Origin of the sequence: Streptomyces sp. NPDC048644 (assembly GCF_043199105.1) — a bacterium.
Classification (GTDB): Bacteria; Actinomycetota; Actinomycetes; order Streptomycetales; family Streptomycetaceae; genus Streptomyces.
Window position 1 is genome coordinate 86,284 of sequence record NZ_JBICVO010000002.1, and the last position, 24,623, is coordinate 110,906.

Genomic DNA, 24,623 nt, shown 5'->3' on the forward strand with positions numbered 1-24,623 from the left:
GCGCGGAGTGCGCCCGGCATCCGTAGCCTCTGAAGGTGCCCTCCGTATAGGTCGGTTGGCGTCCTATTCGCGGGACGGCCCGGAGGGGACGTGTTCCGGAGGGGACGCGTTCCGGGGGCGCGGACGCTGCGTTCAGGTGCCGAAGTGGACGTGGCCCGCCCAGCGGGTGGGGGTGCGGGGCAGCTGGTCGCGTGCGGCGCGCACCGCGTCGTGGAGGGCGCGGGCGGACCGCTCCGTGCGGATCCGTCCCGGCTCGGCGGCGATGGCGTGGTGGAAGCGGTCGGCGACGGCGGCGGAGTGCTCGTCGACCACCTCCCACAGCGTGCCGATGACGTGCGGATATCCGGCGAGCTGGAACGCGGAGGCGAGGTGGGTGGACTCGTCCAGCAGCCGTGCCGTGGGGCGCAGGGCCGTCCGGCAGGCGGTGAGGTAGGTGAGCTGCGCGCGGTCCAGGCAGTGCCGGGTCAGTTCGGCGACGGTGAGCGGGGCCGTGCCGTGGTCCTGGAGCAGCAGGCGGTCCTGGGACGGGTCCGCCGGGTCGCCGTGGGCGTGGCAGGCGAAGTGGGCGATGGCGCAGTACGGCAGCTCGGCGAGTACCCGGTCCTTGGTGGGAAACCGGGACGCGGTGTCGGGGGCGGCGGTGAGCAGCCGGTGGTGCGGGTAGTGGCGGCGGACGGCTTCGGCCTCGCGCGCGGCGAAGGGCAGCGGATCGGCGCCCGGTGTCGTCGGCATAGCAACGATCAGCGCCCGGTCGTGGCGGACCGCGCGGCGGCCCGTTCCCTGGCGTGGCCGAGTGCGCGCACCGTCGGCGTGCAGGAGGACACCACCCGGTCCAGCACGGTGCGCCGCTCCCGCCCGGCGGCCCCGAAGCCGTGATGCCCGGCCGCGTGGACCGGCAGCAGGCTCAGCGGCCCGCCGGGGATCCACCGCATGCGGGGCGGTTCGGCGCCGTCCGGCACGGCACCGACGCACCGCCCCGCAAACAGTCAAGCAGAATCCCCCCGCCCCCCGATGGTTCTCCACAACCGAACACCCTTTGCGGTGAGGGGAGTTCCGCATACCGCCCGCCATCGGCTCGCCGCCCCCGGAAATCCACGCACCGCGCACACGCCCTTACAGGCGGTTGCCCCGGCGTGTCCGGAGAATGCCCAACCTCCCCTACCGCCCGTCGAATTGCGCCTGATCAGGGACAGCGTGACGCGGCACCCTTACGCTGACACCGTGTCGCAAAGCGAATTGGAACGGCTGGCCAGAATCCGGATGCAGATCACGAAAGAACCCTTGGAACGCGCCCTGGCCGCACTCCAAGGCCACCCCATACCCGACGGCGAAGAGCCGGAGCCCGAACAGAAATCCGAACAGGAACAGCAACAGGAACCCGAGGAGAACACCTCACCCCCGCCCCCCGCACCGCCCTACCTGCGTCTGCTCCCCTGACGGTCCGGCACCCCGGCCGGACACGGGGACGAAGGCACCGGGAGCCACCGCGTCGGCACACGCGGGAGGCTCCAGGAAGCGGAAGGCCCGGCGATCCGCCGGGCGCCCCGGATCCCATGAGGGCGCACCGGGCGGCCCCACAAGGGCGTACACAACGGGCGGCCCCCTGACCGGAGCGCGCCGCCCTCCTCGGCACGGCGGCGCACCGCGAGGCCCCACCCCCGACCACGCCGCGCGCCACCGCCACAATGGGCATGCCGTCCGACCGCCACGCCACCACCGCGCCACCGGTCAGCCCCGCAACGCCAGGAGACCCGCCGTGACGCCGTCCACCGCCGAAGCGCCCTCCTACGTGCTGGGCATCGACATCGGTACGGCCAGCACCAAAGCGGTGCTGTGCACACCGGACGGCGGCATCGTGCGGCAGGCCCGGCGCGAGCACTCCACGTCGCTGCCCCGCCCCGGCTGGGCCGAGCACGACGTCGAGGGGGTCTGGTGGGCCGATGTCCACGCGCTGATCCGGGAGTTGCTGCCGTCGCGCCCCGAGCGGATCCGTGCGGTCTGCGTCAGCGGCATCGGCCCCTGCGTGCTGCCGGCCGACGCCGAAGGACGCCCGCTGCGCCCCGCCCTCCTCTACGGGGTGGACACCCGGGCGGTGCCCATCGCCGAGCGGATCGAGCGGGAACTCGGCGGCCAGGACGCGGTGCTCGCGCGCTGCGGATCACGGCTCAGCTCCCAGTCGGCGGGCCCGAAGCTGGCCTGGCTGCGCCACCACGAGCCCCAGGTCTGGGCGGCGACCGCCAAGGTCTTCACCGCCCACTCCTACCTCACACACCGGCTGACCGGCGCCTACGTCCTCGACCACCACACGGCGAGCCAGTACGCGCCGCTCTACGACCTCGCGGCCCGAGCCTGGTACGAGCCGTGGGCGCAGGCCGTGGCCCCGGGCCTGGCACTTCCCGAGCTGGCCTGGCCCGCCGACATCGCCGGCCATGTGACAGCCGGCGCGGCGGCCGAGACGGGACTCGCCGCGGGCACGCCCGTCGCGGTCGGCACCATCGACGCCTGGGCCGAGGCGGAGAGCGTCGACGTCCTGGATCCCGGTGACCTGATGCTGATGTACGGCTCGACCATGTTCTTCGTGGGTGTCACCTCCACGCCGGTGCGTTCGCCCGCCCTGTGGTCGACCGCGGGCAACCACCCGGGCCAGCACACGCTGGCGGCCGGCATGGCCAGCTCGGGCAGCATCACACAGTGGTTCAGCGACCTCACGGGCGGCGCCGCGTTCCCGCAGCTCACCGCCGAGGCCGCCGCCTCTCCCCCGGGCGCCGACGGGCTGCTCGCGCTGCCGTACTTCGCCGGCGAGCGCACCCCCGTCGCCGATCCCCAGGCCCGCGGCATCATCGCCGGCCTGACCCTGCGCCACACCCGCGGCGACGTCTACCGCGCGCTGCTCGAATCCACCGCGCTGGCCGTGCGGCACCACTTCGACGCCTTCGCCGATGCCGGCTTCGCCCCCGGCCGCGTCGTCGCCGTGGGCGGCGGCACCACCCACCCCCTGTGGCCGCAGATCGTCTCCGACGTCACCGGTGTCGCGCAGGAGTATCCGCACGAGCGCTGCGGGGCGAGCTACGGCGACGCCAAGTTCGCCGCGCTCGCCATCGGCGCCGTCCCGCCCGGCGCCCGCTGGAACCGCCCGGCCCAGGTCCTCGCTCCGTCCGACGCCACCAGGGAACTCTTCGACGACCGCTACGCCGCCTACCAGGAACTGCGGACGGCGACCGGCCCCCTCCAGCACCGCCTCGCCGCGGCCCAGGACCGGCACAACGCCCCCTGAACGGCCTCGGCCCCTTGCCTCCGGTGTCACCGAGGGCAAGGGGCCGCAAGCCGTGAACCGGCTTATGGCCGTGGCTAGTTGAGGGTGTCGGGGTCCGGCCCGGTGCGCTCGCCGCGGTCGAGTCCCGCGAGGGCGGCCATCTCGTCGTCCGCGAGGGAGAAGTCGAAGACGTCGATGTTCTCCCGGATGCGGGTGGGGGTGACGGACTTGGGGATCACGATGTTCCCGAGCTGGAGGTGCCAGCGCAGGACCACCTGGGCGGGCGACTTGCCGTGCCGCTCGGCGAGCGAGGTGATCGCCGAGTCCTGGAGCAGGGCGCCCTGCGCCAGCGGGCTCCACGCCTCGGTCGCGATGCGGTGCTCGCGGTGGAAGGCCCGCAGCCGCTCCTGCTGGAGGTGGGGGTGCAGCTCGATCTGGTTCACCGCCGGGGTGATGTCGGTGTTCTCCAGCAGCCGCTCCAGGTGGTCGGGCTGGAAGTTGGAGACGCCGACGGTGCGGACCCGGCCGTCGGCGTACAGCTTCTCGATCGCGCGCCAGGTGTCGAGGTAGCGGTCGCGGGCCGGGGTGGGCCAGTGGATGAGGTACATGTCCACGTGGTCGAGACCGAGCCTGGCGAGGCTGGCGTCGAACGCCTTGAGGGTGGAGTCGTAGCCCTGGTCGTCGTTCCACAGCTTGGTGGTGAGGAACAGCTCGTCGCGGGGGACGCCTGAGGTGGCCAGGGCGCGGCCGACGCCTGGCTCGTTGGCGTAGATCGCGGCGGTGTCGATGCTGCGGTATCCGGCTTCCAGGGCGGTGAGCACCGCGGCGGTCGCCTTGTCGTCATCCACCTGGAAGACGCCGAAGCCGAGCTGCGGGATCGTCACTCCGTTGTTGAGGGTGACGTCGGGCACAGAGGTCATGAGGGGGTTCCTTCGGGTTGGTTGACCGGCCGGGGTGATCAGGCCGGGGGAAAACGGGCCGGTCGGGGCCGGTACGGGCCGGTGTGGGGATCGCCCCCGCTACCCGCCGTCGGACGACAGCCGCCGGATCGCGATCGCCGCGGCGTCGTCCCCCAGCCGGCCGCGCGCGTACGCCCGCAGGTCGGCGCGCAGGCACCGGAGCACGTCGTGCGGGGTGTCCGCGCTCCAGGCCGCGGCGCGTTCCGCGAGCGGATAGAAGGCGCCGCTGTGGTCCCGGGCCTCGGTGACGCCGTCCGTATAGAGGAGCAGCAGGTCGCCGGGCTCGAAGGGATGGGTGTCGACCGCGTGGCCGGTCGCGCCGGGGAGGCCGCCGAGGCCGATCGGGAGCGCGGTGTGCGCGGCGTGCAGGGTGCGGACGCGACCGCCGCTGAGCAGCAGGGCGGGCGGGTGCCCGCAGGTGACGGTGTGCAGCTCGAGCCGCTCGTCGGGGATGTCGAGCAGCGTCGCGGTGGCGAACGCCTCCTCGGCGCCGGCTTCCTCGCCGTCCCATTGCCCGGCCTCCCAGCGCATCGCGCCGTCGAGGTGGGCGGCGAGCCCCGGCAGCGTCGCCTGCTCGTGCGCGGCGGCCCGGAAGGCGCCGAGGATCAGCGCGGCGTGACTGTACGCGGGCAGGCCCTTGCCGCGTACGTCGCCGATGATCAACCGGGTGGCGCCCTCGGCACGGACCGCGGCGAACAGGTCACCGCCCATCTCGGCCTCTTCTTCGGCAGCGAGGTAGAACGACGCGATCTGCAGCGGTCCGCTCCGCTGCGGCAGTGGCCGCAGCAGGACCTGCTGTGCCACCCCGGCCACCGAACGGCTTTTCATCAGCCGCCGCTCGACCCGGTCGCGCACCCCGGCGAAGAGCACGACGAGCGTGCTGACCAGCAGCAGCGCGACGAGCTGGACCTGGTGGTTCTGCGAGGTGGCGTCACCGCTGACCACGCCGATGAAGAACTGGGCGGCGAGGGCGAGCACGCCGACCACGGCGGTGAGCTGCGGGCCCGCGAACGCCGCCGTGAAGGTGGGGGCGGCGACCAGCAGCGGCCCCAGATGCACCTCGGGCGGGAACAGGGTGTCGATCACGAAGACGGCACAGACGAGCGCGACCGGGATCAGTACCAGCACCGGCGTGAGGCCCCGTCGTCCCCGCAGATTGATCAACTGTCGAAAGAGCATGCGTCATGCTCGCAGCACCATGCCCGAAATGTCCGTAGCGTCATGATCCGGCGTGGACGTCGGACACACCGCAGGGCATGCGGCCCCGCGAAGCGGAAAGTCCGCTGCCCCGGTGCGGCACACCGGGGCAGCGGACCTTCTCGGCACTACGTCAGCGGGACGATTCCCCGCCGAGCGGAGACCGGTCAGCGGTTGAAGATGGGCATGATCTCTTTGCTGTCGTCGCACCACACCTCGTGGTACCCGTTCGCCTGGGCATTCGGGAGCTCCGACGCTTCACACGCCGCCTTCGACGGGTACCGCTCGGCACCGACCGGAACCCAGCCGTCACCGGGGGGCGGGGCGGCGAAGGCGCTGGTGGCGGAGAGCGGAATGGCGACCGCCGCAGCACCGACTGCGAGACCGACACCGATACGGGAACGCCACGACTTCATAAGTCCTCCATGCGGTAGGGCCGTCTTCAGCACTTCTCACGCGCAGCTCTCTTCGAAGTGCCATGGCCGGCCAGGCCGTTGACTCTGCGCGTCCTGCATGAGCAGAGATGCAGGCCCTGCGGCAAAAGTTCGAGCCTTCGCGAGGTTTTCGTGAGTCTGCCCTCCCGGACGCACGGACCCTGTCCGCAAGGGCAGACCGCGGAGCCCGCCGCAGGTGAAACGGCCGGGTCCTCCTGGTCACCGCGTACCGGCGCACCGCGGAGCGGCAACCACCGTCAGTAATAGCCGACTTCGCCGTCCAGCAGTTCGCGTATGGCATCCAGGTGACCGGCGTGCCTGGCGGTCTCCTCGATCATGTGGATCAGCATCCAGCGCAGGGAAGCGGCGGATGACCGGTAGTCGGGATGCCGGCCCACGACGTCGAGCGAGTGGGCCGCGATGATCTCGTCCGATACCGCGCACTGCCGCTCGTAGGCGGCGAGCAGCCCGTCGAGGGATTCGCCATCGACGCGCATGTCGGCGTCCTCGGGCGCGTCCTGGAACTGCGGCCCGTCGTCGGGGCGGCCCAGCAACAGGACCTCGAACCAGGTGTTTTCGGCCCACCGCAGATGGGAGACGATCCCCGCCACCGTCATGTGCGGCGAGGACGGGAGGACGGCGCGGTGCGCGTCCGCCTCCGACAGTCCCTCGCACTTCCAGTGAATGATGGCCCGCTGCATGGCGAACCAGCCGGTGAGTTGCGTCCGTTCGTCGGCGTCGAACGGAGGACGGATCCGGGAAGGAGTCATGTCAACGACGCTACGCGGCACGGGTGTTGGGCCGCACCACATTTTCCGTGGGCGGCCGGGCGGAGCCGGCGACGCACCGGCGTCCGGTGTGATCGGCTGCGGCCGTGGAAGCGATATGGACAAGCGTCGTAGCCGTCGGGGGCACCCTCATGGGCGCCGTGATCACGCACATCTTCCAGCGCCTCGCGTCCCGGCGCGGTGAGCTGTTCGCGCGGTCCGAAGCACTCCGGCAGGAGCGGGTTTCCGCGTTCAGCGCGTTCGCCGCGGCGGTGGAGGACTACCGCCACGGCCAGGCGGACCGCTGGTACCGCAGGCAGCAGGACCCGGACGGAGCACCCTTCATCACGGCACGCGATGAAGCACACCGCCTCAGGACGGTGACACGGCAGGTGCTCTACCGGGTGGAACTGCTCACCGACGACCGGGAGGTGATCCTCGCGGCCGAGCACGCCTATCGGTGCACGCGGGACGTGTCGACCGCGCAGGACCGGCGGAGCGGGACGCGCTGGACGCCCTGGCGCGGCAGGCGATCGAAGCGTTCGTGTCCCGTGCCTCGCCGTTGACCCGCTGATCCGCCGGCCGGCGGAGATCCCGCGGCACCCGGCGCAGTACGCCTCAGTGCCGGGAACCGGCCGTGCGCGGCAGCAGGCGGAGGAGGGCCGAGAGGGCCGCGGCCAGGGCGAGGTTGAAGCCGAGGGAGGCGGCGAGTGCGTGCCCGTACGCCGTGACGTCACCGTGCGCGGCGCCCTTCAGCGTGCCGTAGAAGATGACGCCGAGTACGGCCACCCCGACCGCGCCGCCGACCTGCTGGCCGGTGGAGAGCACGCCCGATGCCATGCCGATCTCCGTGGGACGGATGCGTGACAGCACGGCGTTCAGCAGCGGGGTGACCAGGACGCCGTTGCCCAGTCCTGATACGAGCAGCGGAGCGGCGAGCGACCACGCCGTGAGCGAGGCTCCGGCGCAGAGCACCACGGTGAGGGTGACCGCGTGGCCGATGGCGAGGATCAGCGCGCCGGCCTGGAGCAGGCGCCGGCCGTACCGGGCCATCCGTCCGGCGATGACGCTGCCGGCGAAGAACGCGGCGGCGAAGGGGAGGTAGAAGACTCCGGCGCTCAGCGTGTCCAGGCCCAGGCCGTCCTGCACGGTGACGGACAGCACCAGGAAGAAGGAGTTGATGCCGAAGTAGGCGAGGAGTACCAGCACCATGCCGATGGCGAAGGAGCGTTCACGGATCAGTCCAGGCCGCAGCAGCGGGGCACCGCCGGACGCTTCGACACGGCGTTCCACGAGCGCGAAGCCGAACAGGGCGAGCACCCCGGCCGCCAGGCTGAACCAGGTCCACGAAGGCCAGCCGGCCTCCCTGCCCTCGACCAGGGGGACCACGAGGAGGACGAGGGCGAGGGTCAGTACGGCCATGCCCGCGAGGTCCGGCCGACGGCTGTCGGGGGACCGCGACTCGGGGACGAGCACGGCGGCGAGAAGCAGCGTGACCAGGCCGACGGGGACGTTGACCCAGAAGATCGGGCGCCAGGACGCGCCGAAGAGGTCGGCGGAGACGAGCAGGCCGCCGAGCAGTTGGCCCGCGACTCCGGCGGTGCCGATGACCGCGCCCAGCACGCCGAAGGCGCGGGGCCGTTGCTCCGGTGTCAGCAGCACCTGGATCGTCGCGAAGACCTGCGGGAACATCACCGCGGCGCCGAGCCCTTGCAGGAGCCGGGCGGCGATCAGCGCGCCGGGCCCGGGTGCGGCGGCGCAGGCCACGGACGCCAGGGTGAAGACGGCCATGCCGGTGAGGAAGCAGCGCTTGCGGCCGAACCGGTCGCCGAGCCGGGCGCCGGTGATCAGCGCGATGGCGTAGGTGAGTTGGTATCCCGCCAGGATGAGTTGGACGTCGGCGTCCGATGCGCGCAGGTCGTCCTGGATGGCCGGGGCGGCCACGAGCACGATGAAGGTGTCGAGCACGGCCATGAAGACGCCCAGCAGGACGACGGACAGGGCGCGCCACGGCGAGTGCCCCGGGGGCGCCGCGGTGGCGGGTTCGGGTGGGACGGGGTGTATCGGGGCGGGGTGTACGGAATCGGCCGACGGCCGGGCGTGAGTCATGGTCCTGAGCCTGGTCCAGGGCCAGATGACGCAACAGGGGCAGATCATGCTGGTGGCCGTGGTACCACCCTGGGGCCCTTGCGGGCGGCACAGGGACAGTAGAGTGCGCGCGGGACGGTTCGTTGCGGAGAGGTTCAATGGCTGATCGGGAACGGCGCCGGGTCCTGGCGGAGTTCCTCCGCACACGGCGGGAGCGGGTCGGTCCGGGCGACGCCGGTCTCCCGGCCGGGCCGCGGCGACGCACCCCGGGCCTGCGCCGCGAAGAGGTTGCCCTGCTCTCCGGGGTCAGCGTCACCTGGTACACCTGGCTGGAACAGGCCAGGGACATCACCGTGAGCGGCCAGGTGTTGCACAGCCTGGCCGGGGCGCTGCGGCTGTCGCCCGCCGAGACCCGCCATCTGTTCACCCTGGCGGGCCAGACCCTGCCGCCGTCCGCCCCCGGGCGAAGCGGCGGGCGGGCGTTGCAGCGCCTGGTGGACGCGCTCGATCCGCACCCGGCCTATCTGCTCGCCCCCAACTGGGACCTGCTGGCGTGGAACCGTTCCGAGGCCGGTCTCATCGGCGATCCGTCCGATGGCGGTCTGTCCGAACGCAACCTGCTGCGGCTGGTGTTCACCCAGCCCAGGATCCGTACGCTCCTGGTCGACTGGCCCGGTCAGGCCCGTGCGCTGCTGGAGCAGTACCGCGCGAGTGCGGACCTGCACGTCGGTGACCCGGAGTTCGCGCGCCTGACCGCCGGTCTGTGCGCACAGAGCGCGGAGTTCCGCGACTGGTGGGACACGCACGACGTGGCGGATTTCCATCCGTCGCGCAGGGTCTTCGACCATCCCCGGCTGGGGCGGCTGACGTTCGACTACGTGAAGCTGGCGGCCGTCGACGCACCCGGGGTCACCATGGTTTCGTGCCTGCCGGCCGACGGTGAAACAGCCGGAAAGCTCCCTGACTTGAGTGCCTGCGCCACCGGTTCCGCGGCTCCCCCGCGGTCCCGGTGCGAGGCGGCTCCCCTGCTCTGAACCCCTCCGGAACCGCGGTGCGGCGCGGCACGGAGTGTTGACGGTTAAAAAACCGGAGTGGCGGTTTAGGAGTATTCAGGCGATCGAGCAGACCGTGCGGGCGCGAGGCGCAGGCGAGTCCACCCCGCCCTCACAAGTGGCCGAATTTATACGCCACTTGAGCACCATCCCTCACCCTTCCCCCACAGGCGCCCTACCTGACGCCTCCCCAGGTCTGGATATAAAACCAGTGAGTTGGTTTTATATCTCTTATGAAGAGTCCACGCTCATCTCCACAACCAACCACCGCCGCCCTCCCCTCACACACCGCCAACGCGCCCTGTCTGCGCACCGGGAGGGACCGGTGACCCGTCAGGGACGCTCCGAGCGCACCCGCCACGCGCTGATCCGCTCCGCCGCGCAGTCCTTCGACGAGCACGGCTACGCCCAGGCGAAACTCTCCACGATCAGCTCAGGGGCGGGCGTGAGCACGGGTGCGCTGCACTTCCACTTCGACACCAAGGCGGCGGTGGCCGCAGCGGTCGAGGCCGAGGCGACACGGACCCTGTACGCCTTCGCCCGCACCGTTCAGCGGCAGAGCCCGAACTCTCTCCAGGCGCTCATCGACACCACCCATGTCCTGGCGCAGCAGTTCAGCGACGATGTGGTGGTACGCGCCGGATTCCGGCTCAACTGCCAGGCCGCACACCGCTCCGGCGCCGATCTGCGCCTGCGCTGGCACGCCTGCGTGACCGACCTGCTCACCCGCGCCCGGACGCAGGGGTCACTGGATCCCGACGCGCCGGTCGCCGAGCCGGCCGGGTCGATCGTCGGCGCGACGGTCGGATTCGAGGTGCTCGCCCGCGAGGACCGGAGCTGGCTCTCGGCGTCCTCGGTCACCGGCCTCTGGCAGTCACTCCTGCCGCTCCTCGTCGTCGACGCGTCGAAGCGGCCGGAGCCGTCCGGCACCCACCCCCTGACCCGCGCCCAGCACAGGACCGACCGCGCGCCGGACCGGTCGACCCTGCGATAGCCCGCCGCCCAGCGCCGCGACGGCGGGCCGCCAGGGGTGACCACCGGGCGGCGGCCGGGCCGTTCAGGCGTTGGTGAGCGAGCTGTCCTCGCGGCCGTGCTGCTGGTGAACTTCCCAGATCCGGGCGCCGCGGCCCGGTGTGGTGTCCAGGCGGCTCAGCACGCCGGGGACGCCGATGCCGGGCAGCATGTGGTCGTAGAGCGACGCGATCTTCGTCTCCAGACGACCGAGCGACAGTGCGGAGTTCACGATCTCGACTCCGGTCCAGGCGCCCACGAACAGCGACGCGGTCTCCTCGGGGTCGATGTGCGGCAGCAGTTCGCCCTGCCGCTTCGCCTCTTCCAGCTGGGCGGTGATGAAGCCGATCCAGCCCGGCCACGAAGTACCGAACAACTCGCGGGCGTGCTGGTCGGCCGAGAGTCTGATCGCCGCGCTCAGCAGGGGCTCGCGCGGCAGCCGGTGCGCGAGCACCATGCCGACGTCGACCCATTCCTGGAGCTTGGAGTCCTGCGGAAGCACGCCCTCCATCGTCAGCGCCTCGGCGAGCACTCCCCGGGCGAGGTCCTCTTTCGAGGTGAAGTGGAAGTACAGGGCGCCCTTGGTCACGCCGGCCCGGTTCAGGATCTCGGCGATGGTCGCCGCGTCGTACCCACGCTCATCGAAGACCACGCCGGCCGCTTCCAGAATCGTGCGACGAGTCTGGATCGCCCGTGCCTGCTGCGCCATCAGGACACCTCATTCATATGTTGCCGTTGTCGAGCTCGTGCCCCGGCGGACTGAAGCACGGAAATTCTAATTAACTTCATCGACGCATTGAAAATAAAACCGGGCAGTACGTATCTTAGCATCGGACCGGTATCGTCGGTTCGGCACGAAGACCACCGCCCCAGGGGAGTCGAATTCCACATGTTGCGCATACCGGAACACTCGGACAAGCCCGAACTGCCGCACGGCACACGGCGATCGGCAACCCTGGAAGGGGTGGCCTCCGAGATGAACGAGGTACGCGAGGTCCGCAAGGAATTCCTCCATCTGCGCTTCGATGAATCCGTCCTGCTGACCGGTTGGCGGCGGCTGGCCGACATGGAATTCACCCTCACCGCGCGCTGGCCCGGCTTCACGGCCACCGCCACCGGCGACGGCGTACGGCACGACCCCCAGGTGGTGGCCCGGACCATCCGCCAGGCCGGACTGCTGCTCGCGCACGGTGAGTTCGGCGCACCGATGGATCACGCGGTGCTCCTGCGGACCTTCGACTTCACCGTCGAGGCGGACTACCAGCCGCCGCAGGACGCACCGATCGACGTCACCCTGCACGTCTCGTGCGCGGAAATGGGCCGCCGCGGCAAGCGCCTCACCGGGCTGCACCTGCACATGGACATCCGTTCCTTCGACGGCGTCCTGATCGGCACCGGCGCCACGGACTTCGAGTGGATCGACCCCCGCGTCTACCGCAGACTCCGTGACACGCACGCCGCCGCGGTCAGCGAACAGCCGCCGCTGGCCGAGCCGGTGGCGCCCGGCCTGGTCGGCCGCCACCGCGAGGACGAGGTCGCGATCGCGCCGACCGCTGACCCGCGGCGCTGGCAGCTGCGGTGCGACTTCTCCAACACCATCCTCTACGACCACCCGGTCGACCACGTCCCGGGACTGGTGATGATCGAAGCCGCCCACCAGGCCGCCCAGTTGCTCGAGGCCGGCGGCGCTCCCGGTACGTTCCACCCCACGTCGGCGAGGACGTCCTTCGACCACTACGTGGAGTTCGACGCACCGTGCTGGATCGAGGCGAAGGTCGATGACGACGGAGCCGGAGCCGAGAGCGGCGTCCGGGTGTCGGTCACGGGGCACCAGGGCGACAGCCTCGTCTTCACCACGGAACTCATCGGCGCCGGGCGCCGTTGAGGGAAGTGGAAGCGGCGGGACGGCGGATGCCGGGCCCGCCGCCCCTCGCTGTACCGGAGCGTCAGGCTCCGCTCATACCGTCGTGAATCCGCCGTCCACCGGCACCACCACACCGGTGACGAACGACGCCCGGTCGCTGCACAGCCAGGCCGCCGCCTCCGCGATCTCCTCGGCCCTCGCCGTACGCCCCTGAGGGGTGGCCGCATGCAACTGGGCCTCCAGCTCAGGATTCCGCTCGAACCAGTCATTGATGTTCTCACTGCGCGTGGTCCCGGGCGCCACGCTATTGACGCGAATTCCGTGCCGTGCGTATTCCGCAGCCGCCGCCTTCGTCAGACCTGCCACCGCGTGTTTCGACGCGACATACGGTGCGGCAGCAGGAATGGACTGCAATCCGCCCACACTGCTGTTATTCACGATGGAGCCACCATCGGGGTTATTCAGCATCACTCGAATTTCATGACGCAGGCAATTCCATACGCCCCGTACATTGGTATCCATAATCGAGTCGTATACGGAGTCATCCATGAGGTGCATGGCATTTTGGTCTCCGCCGATTCCCGCATTGTTGAATGCCGAATCCAGCCGCCCGAAGGTCTCGACCGCCAGGTCCACGGCCCGCGCGACATCGTCGGGCAGCGCGACGTCCATCTTCGTGTACACCACCTGAGCGCCCTTGCCGCGCAGCTCAGAGGCCAGGTCAGCGAGCCGCTCCTCCCGACGGGCGGCGAGCACGAGCGACGCACCTTCCGCCGCGAACACCCGCGCGGCGGCGGCTCCGATGCCGCTGCTCGCCCCCGTGATCAGAACGATTTTACCGACGAGTAGACCTTGTTTGATAGTCACGGGGTGGCATTCTGCCACGGGGGCGAACATGAATTTTCGGGCGGTCTCCTTCCGCCCTGATCGCCGCTCCGGCGACGGCCGCGTCGCAAGCGCCGGCCCGCCCTGATTCCCCCGCGATTCCGCGATTCCGCCCGATCCACATGCACTCGGAATCACCCTCGCCCCCTCTTAAGGATCGACAAATCGGGCAGCGCGCGACTTCGATTCCGTACCATGCGGTTTGTATTTATCGGCGGATCTCGTCGCGTGCTGCGGAAAAAACATGGATGGTCTCTTTCCGGGGAGCCGTGACATCACCGGCGGCACGTGGCGGGGAGTCAAAACCAGCCGTGCGCACCCGGGTGACAGGGACCGGCACCACGCGAAACGGCGCGGCCACCGCCTGCTGCGTGCGGTGGCCGCGCCGTCCGTCCGGCGTCCGGTGGGCTTACCAGGCCGCGCCCGCGACCTGCTTGGTGGTCACGTTGATGCGGTTGAAGAGGTTGGTCACGCCGATCCAGAGGATCAGGGCGGCGAGTTGCTTCTCGTCAAAGTGGTCCGCGGCGTCGTCCCAGACGTCGTCGGGCACCGGGTCGGGCCGGTCGGCGAGCCGGGTGGCGGCCTCGGCGAGTGCCAGGGCGGCGCGTTCGGCATCGGTGAAGTAGGGCGCCTCCCGCCAGGCCGCCACGGTGAACAGGCGCTCGTCGGTCTCCCCCGCCTTCTTGGCGAGCCGTGCGCCCCCGTCGACGCAGTAGCCGCAACCGTTGATCTGGCTCGCCCGCAGGTGTACCAACTCCAGCGTCCGCTCGGGCACACCGCCCTTCTTCGCGGCCTCCAGCACACCCAGGATCGGCTGCATCGCCTCGGGAATGACCTCGACCGGGTTCTTCATACGTGCCTGCATGATCGTTCTCCTTCGGGTTCCGTCTTCACTGCTCTGACGGAACCCGCGGGGAAGAATGTGACACGGGGGCGCACGCCGCCCCGTGGGACGCCGGGCACGGCGGGGTCAGCCCAGCGAACCGGCCTCGACGGAGGTGACGGTGAAGCGTCCGCCGCACACCCGCAGCTTGCCGCTGTGCGTGGTCATCGACTCCTTCGAGCCGGGCGGGTAGACGTAGACGATCTGCGCGCCCGACCAGCAAGCGGTGTCGTTGACCCCTTCGTTGAGCGTGTGCAGGAGGGCGTGGGCGCTCTGCCCCGGCTTCAGCGTGACGGCCTTGCCCGCGCCGCCCTCCCTGGTGGCGGGCCTGCCGACGGTCGAACCGTCCCGGGAGATCAGGGAGACACCGGGGTAGCCGCTGAGGGTGCAGGTCTTCTTGCCGTGGTTGGTGAAGACCAGGGGGAAGCGGATGTTGCCCGCCCCTGCGTCGGCGGTGCCCAGGCGCAGCGACATGGAGTCCGCGGTACAGCGGTTGGACGCGGACGTCGGAGCGGGGCGTTCCGGCTTCTTCGCGGTCGGGTCGGTGGCGGCGTCGTGGCCGGCGGACGGCTGCCGGACGCCTGTGGAGGGCTGCTGCCCACCGGAGGAGGGACGTTGCGCTTCACCGGACGGGCCCGCCGTGCTCGCGGACGGCTGCGCCACCTCGCCGCCGCCTTCGCTCCCGGCGCTCGAGGGGGCCGGCGCGGAGGGGGCGCGCGAGGCCGTATCCGATCCGTTCTGGCACGCGGTGAGCATGAGCGCCGCGACGGCGATCAACGATCCGGCTGCCACGCGGCGGCCTCGGCCAAGGGAAGTGGTGGTGAGCGACATGGGTCTCCCCCTCGTGGGTGGGTGCGTACCCTCGTTGCGCGGGTGCGTACGGTTCGTCCCGTTGCGTCTCCAGCGTGACCCAGGGTGCTGCCGGCCCGCTAATGAAGCGCTAACGCCTCACTAACGGCACCGGGAAACGCGCCATGACCGCCCGCCGCGCCCCGAATCGCCGTGGGCAGTATGGCCCGAACCGCGCGCGGGCGCCTCCGCTGCGGCGTTCGATTACGCCACCGGTGGGACGGAGGACGAAGCACGTGAGGCGGGAGGGGGCACCGTGACCGGCGCACTCCGCCGAACGGCGATCTCACGTTTCGGAGTTGGCGAGCGTCTACTTTCCTGAGGAAGTCTTTCGGCGCCCGATGACGTGCGTACGCCGTGGCTTCCTCGACGGGCAGGTGTCGAGGGGGAGGTATCGGTGATGCGGTGCGGTGATGAGGGGACTCAGGTGGGGAGCGGCGGTGCCCGGCCGGCCCTCCCGGTGGGGGCGGGCCGGCCGGGCGCGGTGGCCGCGTTACGCCGGTTCGTGCACCGGCTGCGCGAGGGCGTCGGGCGGCGTACGGAGCGGTGGCTACGCCGTCGCGATGGCGCGGTTCACGGCGGCGATGACGGCGTGCACCGAAGCGGTGAGCACGGAGGTGTCCTGGCCCGCGCCCCAGACCGTGGCGTCGCCGATGCGGCAGCGGACGTACGCCATCGCGGGGCTGTCCGGTCCGGTGGCGGTGGCGTGTTCGGCGTAGCCGAGGATGTCGACGGGGTGCCCGGCGGCGGCCAGTGCGTCGGCGAAGGCGGCGAGGGGGCCGTTGCCCTTGCCTTCGCAGGGGCGGATGGTGTCCTCGTGGCCCGGGGCGCCCGCGGTGCGCAGTGCACAGGCGACCCGGTGCTCGCCAGGACCGGTCTCGGTGGTGGTCCAGGAGTCGAGGGTCACCGGACCGTCGTGTCCCGGTGCGAGATAGGTGCTGCGGAACAGCTCCCAGAGGTCCTGGGGAGTGACTTCGCGCCCGCTGTCGTCCGTGGCCTGCTGCACGGTGCGGGAGACGTCGGGACGCATCTCGCGGGGCAGGTCCAGGCCGTGGTGGCGGTGCAGGAGGTGGGCGATACCGCCCTTGCCCGACTGACTGTTGACCCGGATCACCGCCTCGTAACTGCGGCCCAGGTCCGCCGGGTCGATGGGCAGGTAGGGCACTGCCCAGGGCGCGTCGGCCGGACTGACGCCGAGTGCGGCGGCGGCCCGCTCGTGATGGGCCAGGCCCTTGCTGATGGCGTCCTGGTGGGTACCGGAGAAGGCGGTGTGCACGAGGTCGCCCGCATAGGGATGGCGCGGATGGACGGGGATGCGGATGCAGTCCTCGACGATGTCGCGGACGGTGTCGATCGCGGAGAAGTCGATCATCGGGTCGACGCCTTGGGTATGCAGGTTGAGGGCGAGGGTGACGAGGTCGACGTTGCCGGTGCGCTCGCCGTTGCCGAAGAGGCAGCCTTCGACGCGCTGGGCGCCGGCGAGGAGACCGAATTCGGCGCAGGCGACGCCGGTGCCACGGTCGTTGTGCGGATGCACGGAGAGGATCACCGCGTCGCGCCGCTCCAAGTGGTGGTGCATGTAGGCGATCTGGTCGGCGTAGACGTTGGGGGTGGCGATCTCGACCGTGGCCGGCAGGTTGTGGGTGACGGGACGGTCGGGCGAGGCGTCCCACAGCGCGGTCAGCCCGTTGCAGATGTCCAGGACGAGGTCCGGCTCGGTGAGGTTGAAGACCTCGGGCGAGAACTGGAACCGGATGTCGGCGTGCGGGCGGGCATCGGCGAGCCTGGCCATGGTGGCCGCTGCCTCGTCGACCAGCGCCCGCACTTCGGCGGCGCTGCGGCCGAGTACGACGTCGCGCCAGGTGGGGGCGGTGGCGGTGTAGAGGTGCACCACGGTGCGCGGCAGGCCGTCGATGGCCTCGAAGGTCCGCTCGATCAGGTCGCGGCGGGCGGGGGTGAAGACCACGACGGTCACATCGTCGGGCACCTCGCCGCTCTCGGCGAGATGGCGCACGAACGCGAAGTCGGTACGGCTCGCCGATGGATAGGCGACCTCGATCTCCTTGTAGCCCATGGCGACCATCAGGTCGAACATCCGGCGCTTGCGTGCGGTGTCCATCGGTTCGGCCAGTGCCTGGTTGCCGTCGCGGAGGTCGACGGGCACCCACAGCGGGGCGCGCTCGATCCGTGCGGTGGGCCAGGTCCGCTCGGCCGGTGCCAGCGGCACGTCGACGCGTTCGTGGGCGGGCCGGTACCTGTGGGCGGGCATGGTGCTGGTGCGTTGCGGATTCCAGCCGGGCGCGCCGACAGGCACGGGCCCTCGGGGCGTGCGGAGGTTGGCGAGGGAGGCGGCGCGCCCGCTCGTCACGCCGGGGTCGGTGAGGCCGGTGGCCGCGGGTGTGCCGGGCTGTGTACCGGACTGATCGACGGGGCCGGCGGGGCTGTTGGGGACACCGGGGGTGCGAGGAATGGCAGGCATGGGAACGTCCTGTTCGGAGCTGTCGGTTCCGGGGGCGGACCGGCAGCACCGAACCCCGCGGCGGGGTGCCGGTCGCGTCAGGCCCCGCCGCGGCGGCCGAGAAGGAGACCACGCAGCTTCATGCCGGGTACACTAACCACGGAATAACTCCTCAGACAACCTGAGAGGTGAAGCGCATGCCGCTCGATGCCCTCCGCCCCAGTCCGCTGGTCGAACAGGCCGCTCAGCGGCTGCGCGACCACATCGCCGACGGGCACTGGCCGGTGGGCACCAAGCTCCCCGGCGAGACCACCCTGGCCAAGACCCTCGGCGTGGGCCGCTCCACGGTGCGCGAGGCGGTCCGCGCGCTGGCCGGCGCCGGGCTGCTGCAACCACGCCAGGGTGCGGGGGTCTTCGTGATCGCGACCGAACCGGCCGAGGACTGGCCCACTCGCCTGCGCCGGGCGGCCGTCGCCGATGTATACGAGGTCCGGGCGATGGTCGAGGTCCAGGCGGCCCGCCTGGCCGCGGCCCGGCGCACCGATGCCGACGCCACTGCCTTGCGGTCGGCTCTTGAAGCACGTCGGACGGCGGCGGGCGGGCCCGACAACGCGGCATTCGTCGACGCGGACATCGCGCTGCACGCCACCGTGGTCGATGCCGCGCACAACCCCGTGCTGACCGACCTGTTCACGGAGTTCGCGCCCGCGCTGCGCCAGGGCCTGATCGACCTCGTCGACCTGCTCGGTCTGCGCGACGATGACCCCCAGCACGGCGACACCCACCACGCCGAGCTGGTGGACGCCGTCATCCGAGGCGACGCCGACGGAGCGAGCCGCGCCCTGGAGATCGAACTCGACGCGACGCTGGCGCAGTTGACGGACCACTGACATCACCGGGGCATCGGGTGAGGACGGCGGACGGCGGACGCACGACCGGATAGAAGGCCGGATGGAGGGCCGGCCGCCTCGGTGTCGGAGGGTCGGCCGCCTCGGCGCAGACGACCGGTCAAGGGGCCGCCCGCGCCGAGGCACGACGGCGGCGCGGAGGGGCTACGCGCGGGGGCGGCAGGCAGTGCCGACAGGTGGCACGGTGGCCGATTACCGCTGTGGCCCGGCATTCGACAGGATGGGCGGCATGACCGAGATCCGCACCCCCCGCCTCATCCTGCGTCACTGGCACGACGACGACCTCGCCCCCTTGGCCGAGATGCACGCCGACCCGGCGGTCATGCGGTGGATCGGCGACGGCAGCGTGCTCGGCCTCGACGAGACGGCGGACGCCATCGAGCGCTGGGAGGAGGAATGGGACGAGGAGGGCTTCGGCCTGTTCGCCGTCGAACTCCTCGCCTCGGGAGAACTGGCCGGGGTCGCCGGCCTCTCCGTGCCCCACGACCTTCCGGAGATCGCCCACGAGATCGAGATCAGCTGGCGCTTCGGCCGCCAGTTCTGGGGCCAGGGTTACGCGTCCGAAGCGGCCCACGCGGTCCTGGAATTCGCCCTCCAGGACCGCGGACTCGACCGCGTCATCGCTCTCAACCAGACGGGCAACACCGCATCCGGGAACGTGGCCCGCAAGCTCGGCATGACACCGGAGCGCACCATCACCCACCCCACGTACGGCCACCCGTTGCAGCTCCACGCCATCGACCTGACCGAGTACCAAGCCTGAGAGACCGACGCGTGGGACGAGCCGACCCTGTGGTCCGAGCCGACCGGAGCGGTCCACGGGGACGGATCGGCCCGGCAGGTCTCCCCGCCGTCCGCCCCTGCGCCCGGTCCCGATCCCATCGTGCGGCGCCGACAGCGGCAGCGGCAGCGGGCGGGAACGCGGGACGGGACGGCGACCGCGTCGTTCCGGGGTGCGGCGGTCGGGGGTGCGGCTGCTCGGGGTGCCCCGGTCCGGAACGCCGCACCCCGGAACGGCCGCCTCAGCCGGCCTCGCGGGACGGCTGTATCAGGTCCAGATCGAGGGCGTGGTGGCCGCCCGCGGTGACGGACAGGGACGCGGCCTGCGGCGGATAGCCGGATGCGGTCAGAGTGTAATCGCGCCCGCTCAGCTCGGAGAAGGCGAAGACGCCGTCCGGGCCGGTGACGAGGTGAGCGGTGACCGTGCCGTCCTCCAGGAGGGTCACGGCGGCGTCGGTCACCGGGGCGCCGTCCGGGCCGCGGACCGTGCCGCGCACGGTGGCCGTCGGCCGGAGCCGGGTCTCCTGCCGCTCGGGGACGCCGGCCGTGAGATCGACAGGGCGTGCCTCCGGCTGATGGCCGGGGGCGCTGAGCACCAAGGTGTAGGCGCCGGGCGGGAGTTCGCCGGCCTCCCAGCGGCCTTCGGCGTCCGTGGTCGCCCGCGCCACCACTTCCCCGGCGGTGTCCGTGACGACGGCGCTGCCGCCGGCGAGCGCGGTGCCGTCCTGGCCGCCGAGCAGGGTGCCGCCCAGCCGTCCGGCGCCCGCGAGGACCAGTTCCACGGGGGCCGGTGCGCCGTGCGGCGGGTGGCCGACCGATACGGCATGCGGGGTGTACCCGGCTGCGGCGCCGGTGAGGACGTAGGTGCCCGGGAGGGGCGCGGCGACGGTGAAGCAGCCGTCTCCGCCGGTCGTGGTGACGCCGGCCTGCCGGCCCTGCCGGTCGATGAGTGTGACACTCGCCCTGGCCACGGGCGCACCGGCCGAGTCCAGCACCCGCCCGCCGAAGCCGGGGTGAGCCGCTGCGCCGGCGCCCGTCTCCTGGCCGGGGAAGGGGGTTTCGCCGGTGGTTACAGGAACGGATCCCGAGGCGGAAGGGGCAGCCGCGACGCCGGTGTCGTCGTCCGTCTCGTCCACGCTCTGTGCGACCAGGGTCGGGCGGGATGCCTTCCGCGGCGAGGGCAGGAACGCGGCGACGACGAGGCCGATCACGACCGCGGCGGTGGCGATCATGAAGGAGACCCGGAAGCCACCCATCGTGGGCACCGCTACGGACCCCATGGGCTGGGACATGTGCGCGAGCACCATGCCGATGACGGCGCTCGACACGGAGGTGCCGATCGACCGCATCAGGGTGTTCAGGCCGTTGGCCGCGCCGGTCTCCGACGGGTCGACGGCCCCGATGATCAGCGCGGGCAGCGAGGAGTACGCCAGGCCGATGCCGGCGCCCACCATCACCGCGATGATGACGGTCTGCCAGGCCGCGTTCATCAGTCCGATGCCGGCGCCGTAGCCGATCCCGATGACCAGCATGCCGAGCAGCAGGGAGACCTTGGGTCCACGACGTGCGGCGATGCGCGCGGAGAACGGGGCGATCAGCATCATCGTCAGGCCGAGCGGTGCCACGCACAGACCGGCGACCACCATCGACTTGCCGAGGCCGTAGCCGGTCGACGTGGGCAGTTGCAGCAGCTGCGGGAGCACCAGGGATATCGCGTAGAAGGCCACGCCGACGGTGATGGAGGCGATGTTGGTGAGCAGCACCTCGCGGCGGGCGGTGGTACGCAGGTCGACGAGCGGGTCGGTGATGCGCAGTTCCATCACGCCCCACAGCACCAGGACGAGTGCGGCGACGCCGAAGAGGATGAGGGTGGTGGGCGAACTCCAGCCCCAGTCGCTGCCCTTGGTGATGGGCAGCAGGAGAGCGACGAGACCCGCCGACAGCCCGATGGCGCCGAGTACGTCGAAGCGTCCGGGGGCCCGGACGGCGGTCTCGGGGACGAAGAAGAGCGTGAGCAGCATCGACAGCACGCCCAGGCCGGCGGCGCCGAAGAACAGGGCGTGCCAGTCGGCGTGCTGGGCGATCAGGGCAGCGGCGGGCAGGGCGAGGCCGCCGCCGACGCCTATCGACGAGCTCATCAGGGCCATCGCTGAGCCGAGCCGCTCGCGCGACAGCTCGTCGCGCATGATGCCGATGCCGAGCGGGATGGCACCCATGGCGAAGCCCTGGAGGGCGCGGCCGACGATCATGGTGATCAGGTCGCTGGTGAAACCGCAGATCAGCGAGCCGACGACCATGACGGCGAGGCTGGCGAGCAGCATCCGCCGCTTGCCGGAGAGGTCACCGAGCCGGCCCATGATGGGGGTGGCGACGGCACCGGCGAGGAGGGTGGCCGTCATGACCCATGTGGCGTTGCTCGGAGCCGTGTTGAGCAGCGTCGGCAGGTCCTTGATGACCGGCACGAGCAGTGTCTGCATCACGGCGACGACGATGCCGGAGAAGGCGAGAACGGGGACGATGCCACCGGATCTCCGGTGCCGGCCCCCGGCAGGGTCGGTCACCGGGAGCGTGGCGGCGGTGGTCGCCGTCCTCCCGGGCGGCTGTTCCGTTGTCGTCTGGGTCATGCGTGCGGCCTCCGGGGCATCGGGAGCGGATCGGGAGCGGATCGGGGTCGGGTCGGGTGGAGCGGGTACGGCGGCAGGGCAAAGGTCCGGGTTGCTCACGGAGTTGGGGCCGGACGGCGGCGGGGCCGTGGTGCACACGCCGTCACATGGCAGGCCGACGGCGGGACACCGGCCGACCGCGCGCCCCCGGAGTGCAGGGCCGGAGCACGGGACGGGCAACAGTGAGGTGAGTGGTTCGCGGAATGGGAAGCGTGTGGTGCGCTGCGGACTTCGGTGCCGCGGTGTCTAGGGTTCTGAGCGCCTGGCATCTGCATGCCGTGGTACGTGCATGCCGAACGTTTTACGCCAGCCCGGTATTCCGATGTAGCCGTCTCCGCGTCGTGAGACGCCGGTGATCTCGATCACCGCCAGGGACATGCAGGGGCACTCCAAGCACCCCGGACAGCACCGCCACATTTCCGTCATTCATCGCTACTCCCCCGGTTTCGGCGTCGCTGGTGACTCCGCTCCTGCGCCTGCCCGGACATCCCCTCCGCCGCCCGCGCACCGTCAGATGCCCGCGCCCGTCCGGATGCCCGTGAAGACGATGGCTCCAGTCAACAGCACACCACTGACAATCGGTTCCCGGCCGGACCCACAACAGCCGTACGGCATGGGCCTGCCCCTACCGACGTGGTCCCGCCCGCACCATTGCCCTCACACATCCCTCTCGTCACCGGCCAGGGCCCCGCGAAGGCCGTCCGGAACACGATGCCCGGATCACGACGTCCGGATCTCGACAGACACCCCCGCGAAGGCAGCAGGGCCCCACCTGTTGACAACAGCCACGCACACCCCATCACGCCGCCCCAGCCGCGGCCCGCTCGTCGGCGTCAGCCGTCAAGCCGGGGGCATCGGCCATGCGTCGAGGTCGCCGCCGCGCCACTCGATCAGCCGGGGGTCGTCGAGCGCGATGTCAGCGGACGGCTCGCAGAGGCCCGCCCGGCGCAGAAACTCGGCCACATCGCCGCGTCCGTGGGCGAGGCCGACGATCTGTCCGCGCACGGTGACCCGCCGCCCACCGGAGGGGGTCGGCGGATGCACGATGACTGGCGGATGCTCGGTCATGAGTCCAGCGTGCGCCGGGCGCCGCACCCGCGCACGTCGGAAGCGGATCCGGCGTGTTCGGAGACGGATCCGGCGTGTGCCGACCGCGGCCCGGCACGGATCATGGAGCCATGACGTCGACCGCGAACAGCCCGATGGACTCAGCCGAGTTCTCCAGGAACCCCTATCCCACGCTCGCCGCCCTGCGCCGTAGCGGCCCCGTGCAGCGGGTGCGGGCATCCGAAGGCCGGACCACCTGGATCGTCACCGGGTGGCCCGAGGCGCGCGCGGCGCTGGCCGATGCCAGACTGTCGAAGGACACCGGGCGCTACTTCGCCGACCGCCCTTCCTCCCGGAACCTGGCGCCCGCCGTCAGCCGGACGATGCTCGCCACCGATCCGCCGGACCACGGACGTCTGCGCAGGCTGGCGATGAAGGCGTTCACCCCGGCGGCCGTGGCCCGCATGGAGCCCCGTATCCACGAGATCGCACAGCGGCTGGCGGACCAGATGAGGGCCGGGTCGGCATCCCGCCCCGCAGCCACCGTCCCCGCCACCGATCCCGGCGCGGATCCCGCCACCACCGGTCCCGGTGCGGATCCCGTCACCACCGGTCCCGGCCGCGCCGACCTGGTCGAGGAGTTCGCCGTCCCCCTGCCCATCGCGGTGATCAGCGAGCTGCTGGGCGTCCCGGAAGGCGACCGCACGGCGGTGCGGCACTGGTCGCACGACCTGTTCGCCGCCGCCGCACCGGATACCGTCGACCGCGCGTCCCACGCCATCAGCGACTACATGACGGAGCTGATCGCCAAGCGCAGGGCGGCACCGGGCGACGACCTGCTCAGCGACCTGATCGCCGCGCGCGATGCGGAGGACCGGCTCACCGAACCGGAACTGGTCTCCCTGGCCGTCCTGTTGGTCGTCGCGGGGCACGAGACGACCACCCACCTCATCGGCAACGGGATGCTGGTGCTGCTGCACGACGACGCGCTGCGCGCCCGGCTCCGTGCGGACACCACGCTGCTGCCCGCGGCCGTGGAGGAATTCCTGCGTCACGACTCTCCGGTCACCACCGCGACGTTCCGCTACGCGACGGTGCCGTTCGCTCTCGGAGGGGTACGGATCGAGGCAGGCGACGTCGTGCTGGTCTCCCCCGGCGCCGCCAACCGCGACCCGGCCCGCTTCGCCGATCCCGATGCCGTACGGCCGGGCCGCGCGGCCGGACACCTGGCCTTCGGCCACGGCCCGCACCACTGCCTGGGCGCCCCGCTCGCCCGCGTCGAGGCCCGGATCGCGTTCGGCGTGCTGCTCGACCGCTTCCCCGGGATGCGTCCGGCGGGCACCCCGGACGACGTCACCTGGCGGCGCACCCGGCTGATGCACGGGCCCGCGCGCCTCCCGGTGGCACTGGGTCCGGAGGCGGCGCCGGCCACCGGGGAAGCGCGGAGCAGCGGCAGTGACGGTGCGCATACGTAGCCCGACAGCCCCATTCGCGCCTCGCCTGCCCTTCACTCAGTGCATTTCCT

The 24,623-nt window shown here is 71.4% G+C and carries 22 protein-coding genes and 1 pseudogene; 9 read left to right on the forward strand and 14 right to left on the reverse strand.

Annotated elements, in window-relative coordinates:
• Positions 1-132: 132 nt before the first annotated feature.
• Both ACGFNI_RS04415 and ACGFNI_RS04420 read right to left on the reverse strand, forming a co-directional pair.
• Complete coding sequence (locus ACGFNI_RS04415) at positions 133-732, reverse strand: CHAT domain-containing protein (protein ID WP_393680488.1); 600 nt, start codon at positions 730-732, stop codon at positions 133-135.
• Between the two features lie 8 nt (positions 733-740).
• Complete coding sequence (locus ACGFNI_RS04420) at positions 741-932, reverse strand: hypothetical protein (RefSeq protein ID WP_393680490.1); 192 nt, start codon at positions 930-932, stop codon at positions 741-743.
• A 289-nt stretch (positions 933-1,221) separates the two neighbouring features.
• Between ACGFNI_RS04420 and ACGFNI_RS04425 the strand changes: the two genes are divergently transcribed.
• Together ACGFNI_RS04425 and ACGFNI_RS04430 are read left to right on the forward strand one after the other, a co-directional pair.
• The gene (locus tag ACGFNI_RS04425) at positions 1,222-1,437 is read left to right on the forward strand and encodes a hypothetical protein (RefSeq protein WP_393680491.1); all 216 of its coding nucleotides are present in this window, start codon (positions 1,222-1,224) and stop codon (positions 1,435-1,437) included.
• Positions 1,438-1,756: 319 nt separating this feature from the next.
• A complete protein-coding gene (locus ACGFNI_RS04430; RefSeq protein ID WP_393680492.1) occupies positions 1,757-3,274 on the forward strand; it encodes an FGGY-family carbohydrate kinase in 1,518 nt (505 codons plus the stop codon).
• Positions 3,275-3,348: 74 nt separating this feature from the next.
• On the opposite strand, the gene ACGFNI_RS04435 is transcribed toward ACGFNI_RS04430, so the two are convergent.
• From ACGFNI_RS04435 to ACGFNI_RS04450, 4 genes are all read right to left on the reverse strand, one after another.
• On the reverse strand, positions 3,349-4,173 hold the full coding sequence (locus ACGFNI_RS04435) for an aldo/keto reductase (RefSeq protein WP_393680494.1): 825 nt from the start codon (positions 4,171-4,173) through the stop codon (positions 3,349-3,351).
• Between the two features lie 99 nt (positions 4,174-4,272).
• Entirely contained in the window at positions 4,273-5,391 is a 1,119-nt protein-coding gene (locus ACGFNI_RS04440; protein ID WP_393680496.1) for a PP2C family protein-serine/threonine phosphatase, read from the reverse strand.
• A 185-nt stretch (positions 5,392-5,576) separates the two neighbouring features.
• The gene (locus tag ACGFNI_RS04445) at positions 5,577-5,825 is read right to left on the reverse strand and encodes a hypothetical protein (RefSeq protein WP_393680497.1); all 249 of its coding nucleotides are present in this window, start codon (positions 5,823-5,825) and stop codon (positions 5,577-5,579) included.
• Positions 5,826-6,100: 275 nt separating this feature from the next.
• Positions 6,101-6,613: a DinB family protein gene (locus tag ACGFNI_RS04450; protein WP_393680499.1), complete on the reverse strand. Its 513-nt coding sequence runs from the start codon at positions 6,611-6,613 to the stop codon at positions 6,101-6,103.
• Between the two features lie 104 nt (positions 6,614-6,717).
• Here ACGFNI_RS04450 and ACGFNI_RS04455 point away from each other — a divergent pair.
• Positions 6,718-7,184 (forward strand): annotated as a pseudogene (locus ACGFNI_RS04455) (hypothetical protein).
• A 44-nt stretch (positions 7,185-7,228) separates the two neighbouring features.
• On the opposite strand, the gene ACGFNI_RS04460 reads toward ACGFNI_RS04455, so the two are convergent.
• Entirely contained in the window at positions 7,229-8,719 is a 1,491-nt protein-coding gene (locus tag ACGFNI_RS04460) for an MFS transporter (RefSeq protein ID WP_393680500.1), read from the reverse strand.
• Positions 8,720-8,856: 137 nt separating this feature from the next.
• Between ACGFNI_RS04460 and ACGFNI_RS04465 the strand changes: the two genes are divergently transcribed.
• Positions 8,857-9,732, forward strand: coding sequence for a helix-turn-helix transcriptional regulator (locus ACGFNI_RS04465; RefSeq protein ID WP_393680502.1), 876 nt, complete (start codon positions 8,857-8,859; stop codon positions 9,730-9,732).
• 343 nt (positions 9,733-10,075) lie between these two features.
• Complete coding sequence (locus ACGFNI_RS04470; RefSeq protein WP_393680503.1) at positions 10,076-10,744, forward strand: ScbR family autoregulator-binding transcription factor; 669 nt, start codon at positions 10,076-10,078, stop codon at positions 10,742-10,744.
• Positions 10,745-10,807: 63 nt separating this feature from the next.
• On the opposite strand, the gene ACGFNI_RS04475 is transcribed toward ACGFNI_RS04470, so the two are convergent.
• Positions 10,808-11,470: a ScbR family autoregulator-binding transcription factor gene (locus ACGFNI_RS04475; RefSeq protein WP_393680505.1), complete on the reverse strand. Its 663-nt coding sequence runs from the start codon at positions 11,468-11,470 to the stop codon at positions 10,808-10,810.
• A gap of 180 nt (positions 11,471-11,650) precedes the next feature.
• Here ACGFNI_RS04475 and ACGFNI_RS04480 point away from each other — a divergent pair, with 180 nt between their 5' ends.
• Positions 11,651-12,646, forward strand: a complete 996-nt coding sequence (locus ACGFNI_RS04480; protein WP_393680507.1) for a ScbA/BarX family gamma-butyrolactone biosynthesis protein — start codon at positions 11,651-11,653, stop codon at positions 12,644-12,646.
• A gap of 72 nt (positions 12,647-12,718) precedes the next feature.
• Here the strand turns inward: ACGFNI_RS04480 and ACGFNI_RS04485 are convergent, their stop codons facing one another.
• The 4 genes from ACGFNI_RS04485 to ACGFNI_RS04500 all read right to left on the reverse strand — a co-directional run bounded on the left by ACGFNI_RS04485 (position 12,719) and on the right by ACGFNI_RS04500 (position 17,511).
• A complete protein-coding gene (locus ACGFNI_RS04485) occupies positions 12,719-13,522 on the reverse strand; it encodes an SDR family NAD(P)-dependent oxidoreductase (RefSeq protein WP_393680508.1) in 804 nt (267 codons plus the stop codon).
• Positions 13,523-13,919: 397 nt separating this feature from the next.
• Positions 13,920-14,375 carry a carboxymuconolactone decarboxylase family protein gene (locus ACGFNI_RS04490; protein WP_393680510.1) on the reverse strand — a complete coding sequence of 152 codons (456 nt, stop codon included), beginning with the start codon at positions 14,373-14,375 and terminating at the stop codon, positions 13,920-13,922.
• A 105-nt stretch (positions 14,376-14,480) separates the two neighbouring features.
• Positions 14,481-15,056, reverse strand: a complete 576-nt coding sequence (locus ACGFNI_RS04495; RefSeq protein WP_393680512.1) for a DUF4232 domain-containing protein — start codon at positions 15,054-15,056, stop codon at positions 14,481-14,483.
• Between the two features lie 736 nt (positions 15,057-15,792).
• Positions 15,793-17,511 carry a 2-isopropylmalate synthase gene (locus tag ACGFNI_RS04500; RefSeq protein WP_393681437.1) on the reverse strand — a complete coding sequence of 573 codons (1,719 nt, stop codon included), beginning with the start codon at positions 17,509-17,511 and terminating at the stop codon, positions 15,793-15,795.
• 386 nt (positions 17,512-17,897) lie between these two features.
• Here ACGFNI_RS04500 and ACGFNI_RS04505 point away from each other — a divergent pair, with 386 nt between their 5' ends.
• Entirely contained in the window at positions 17,898-18,590 is a 693-nt protein-coding gene (locus ACGFNI_RS04505) for a FadR/GntR family transcriptional regulator (protein ID WP_393680514.1), read from the forward strand.
• A 247-nt stretch (positions 18,591-18,837) separates the two neighbouring features.
• The gene (locus ACGFNI_RS04510) at positions 18,838-19,371 is read left to right on the forward strand and encodes a GNAT family N-acetyltransferase (protein ID WP_393680516.1); all 534 of its coding nucleotides are present in this window, start codon (positions 18,838-18,840) and stop codon (positions 19,369-19,371) included.
• Between the two features lie 259 nt (positions 19,372-19,630).
• Here ACGFNI_RS04510 and ACGFNI_RS04515 read toward each other — a convergent pair whose 3' ends face one another.
• The gene (locus tag ACGFNI_RS04515) at positions 19,631-22,012 is read right to left on the reverse strand and encodes an MFS transporter (RefSeq protein ID WP_393680517.1); all 2,382 of its coding nucleotides are present in this window, start codon (positions 22,010-22,012) and stop codon (positions 19,631-19,633) included.
• An 879-nt stretch (positions 22,013-22,891) separates the two neighbouring features.
• Positions 22,892-23,119, reverse strand: coding sequence for a hypothetical protein (locus tag ACGFNI_RS04520; RefSeq protein WP_393680519.1), 228 nt, complete (start codon positions 23,117-23,119; stop codon positions 22,892-22,894).
• A gap of 110 nt (positions 23,120-23,229) precedes the next feature.
• On the opposite strand from ACGFNI_RS04520, the gene ACGFNI_RS04525 reads away from it, so the two are divergent.
• On the forward strand, positions 23,230-24,573 hold the full coding sequence (locus ACGFNI_RS04525; RefSeq protein ID WP_393680521.1) for a cytochrome P450: 1,344 nt from the start codon (positions 23,230-23,232) through the stop codon (positions 24,571-24,573).
• The last annotated feature ends 50 nt before the right edge of the window (positions 24,574-24,623 follow it).

Bases quoted from the DNA above. Each gene is read 5' to 3' on its own strand.
- ACGFNI_RS04415 (WP_393680488.1), bottom strand. From the start codon at position 732: ATGCCGACGACACCGGGCGCCGATCCGCTGCCCTTCGCCGCGCGCGAG.
- ACGFNI_RS04420 (WP_393680490.1), bottom strand. From the start codon at position 932: ATGCGGTGGATCCCCGGCGGGCCGCTGAGCCTGCTGCCGGTCCACGCG.
- ACGFNI_RS04435 (WP_393680494.1), bottom strand. From the start codon at position 4,173: ATGACCTCTGTGCCCGACGTCACCCTCAACAACGGAGTGACGATCCCG.
- ACGFNI_RS04440 (WP_393680496.1), bottom strand. From the start codon at position 5,391: ATGCTCTTTCGACAGTTGATCAATCTGCGGGGACGACGGGGCCTCACG.
- ACGFNI_RS04445 (WP_393680497.1), bottom strand. From the start codon at position 5,825: ATGAAGTCGTGGCGTTCCCGTATCGGTGTCGGTCTCGCAGTCGGTGCT.
- ACGFNI_RS04450 (WP_393680499.1), bottom strand. From the start codon at position 6,613: ATGACTCCTTCCCGGATCCGTCCTCCGTTCGACGCCGACGAACGGACG.
- ACGFNI_RS04460 (WP_393680500.1), bottom strand. From the start codon at position 8,719: ATGACTCACGCCCGGCCGTCGGCCGATTCCGTACACCCCGCCCCGATA.
- ACGFNI_RS04465 (WP_393680502.1), top strand. From the start codon at position 8,857: ATGGCTGATCGGGAACGGCGCCGGGTCCTGGCGGAGTTCCTCCGCACA.
- ACGFNI_RS04475 (WP_393680505.1), bottom strand. From the start codon at position 11,470: ATGGCGCAGCAGGCACGGGCGATCCAGACTCGTCGCACGATTCTGGAA.
- ACGFNI_RS04480 (WP_393680507.1), top strand. From the start codon at position 11,651: ATGTTGCGCATACCGGAACACTCGGACAAGCCCGAACTGCCGCACGGC.
- ACGFNI_RS04485 (WP_393680508.1), bottom strand. From the start codon at position 13,522: ATGTTCGCCCCCGTGGCAGAATGCCACCCCGTGACTATCAAACAAGGT.
- ACGFNI_RS04490 (WP_393680510.1), bottom strand. From the start codon at position 14,375: ATGCAGGCACGTATGAAGAACCCGGTCGAGGTCATTCCCGAGGCGATG.
- ACGFNI_RS04500 (WP_393681437.1), bottom strand. From the start codon at position 17,511: ATGCCCGCCCACAGGTACCGGCCCGCCCACGAACGCGTCGACGTGCCG.
- ACGFNI_RS04505 (WP_393680514.1), top strand. From the start codon at position 17,898: ATGCCGCTCGATGCCCTCCGCCCCAGTCCGCTGGTCGAACAGGCCGCT.
- ACGFNI_RS04510 (WP_393680516.1), top strand. From the start codon at position 18,838: ATGACCGAGATCCGCACCCCCCGCCTCATCCTGCGTCACTGGCACGAC.
- ACGFNI_RS04515 (WP_393680517.1), bottom strand. From the start codon at position 22,012: ATGACCCAGACGACAACGGAACAGCCGCCCGGGAGGACGGCGACCACC.
- ACGFNI_RS04520 (WP_393680519.1), bottom strand. From the start codon at position 23,119: ATGACCGAGCATCCGCCAGTCATCGTGCATCCGCCGACCCCCTCCGGT.
- ACGFNI_RS04525 (WP_393680521.1), top strand. From the start codon at position 23,230: ATGACGTCGACCGCGAACAGCCCGATGGACTCAGCCGAGTTCTCCAGG.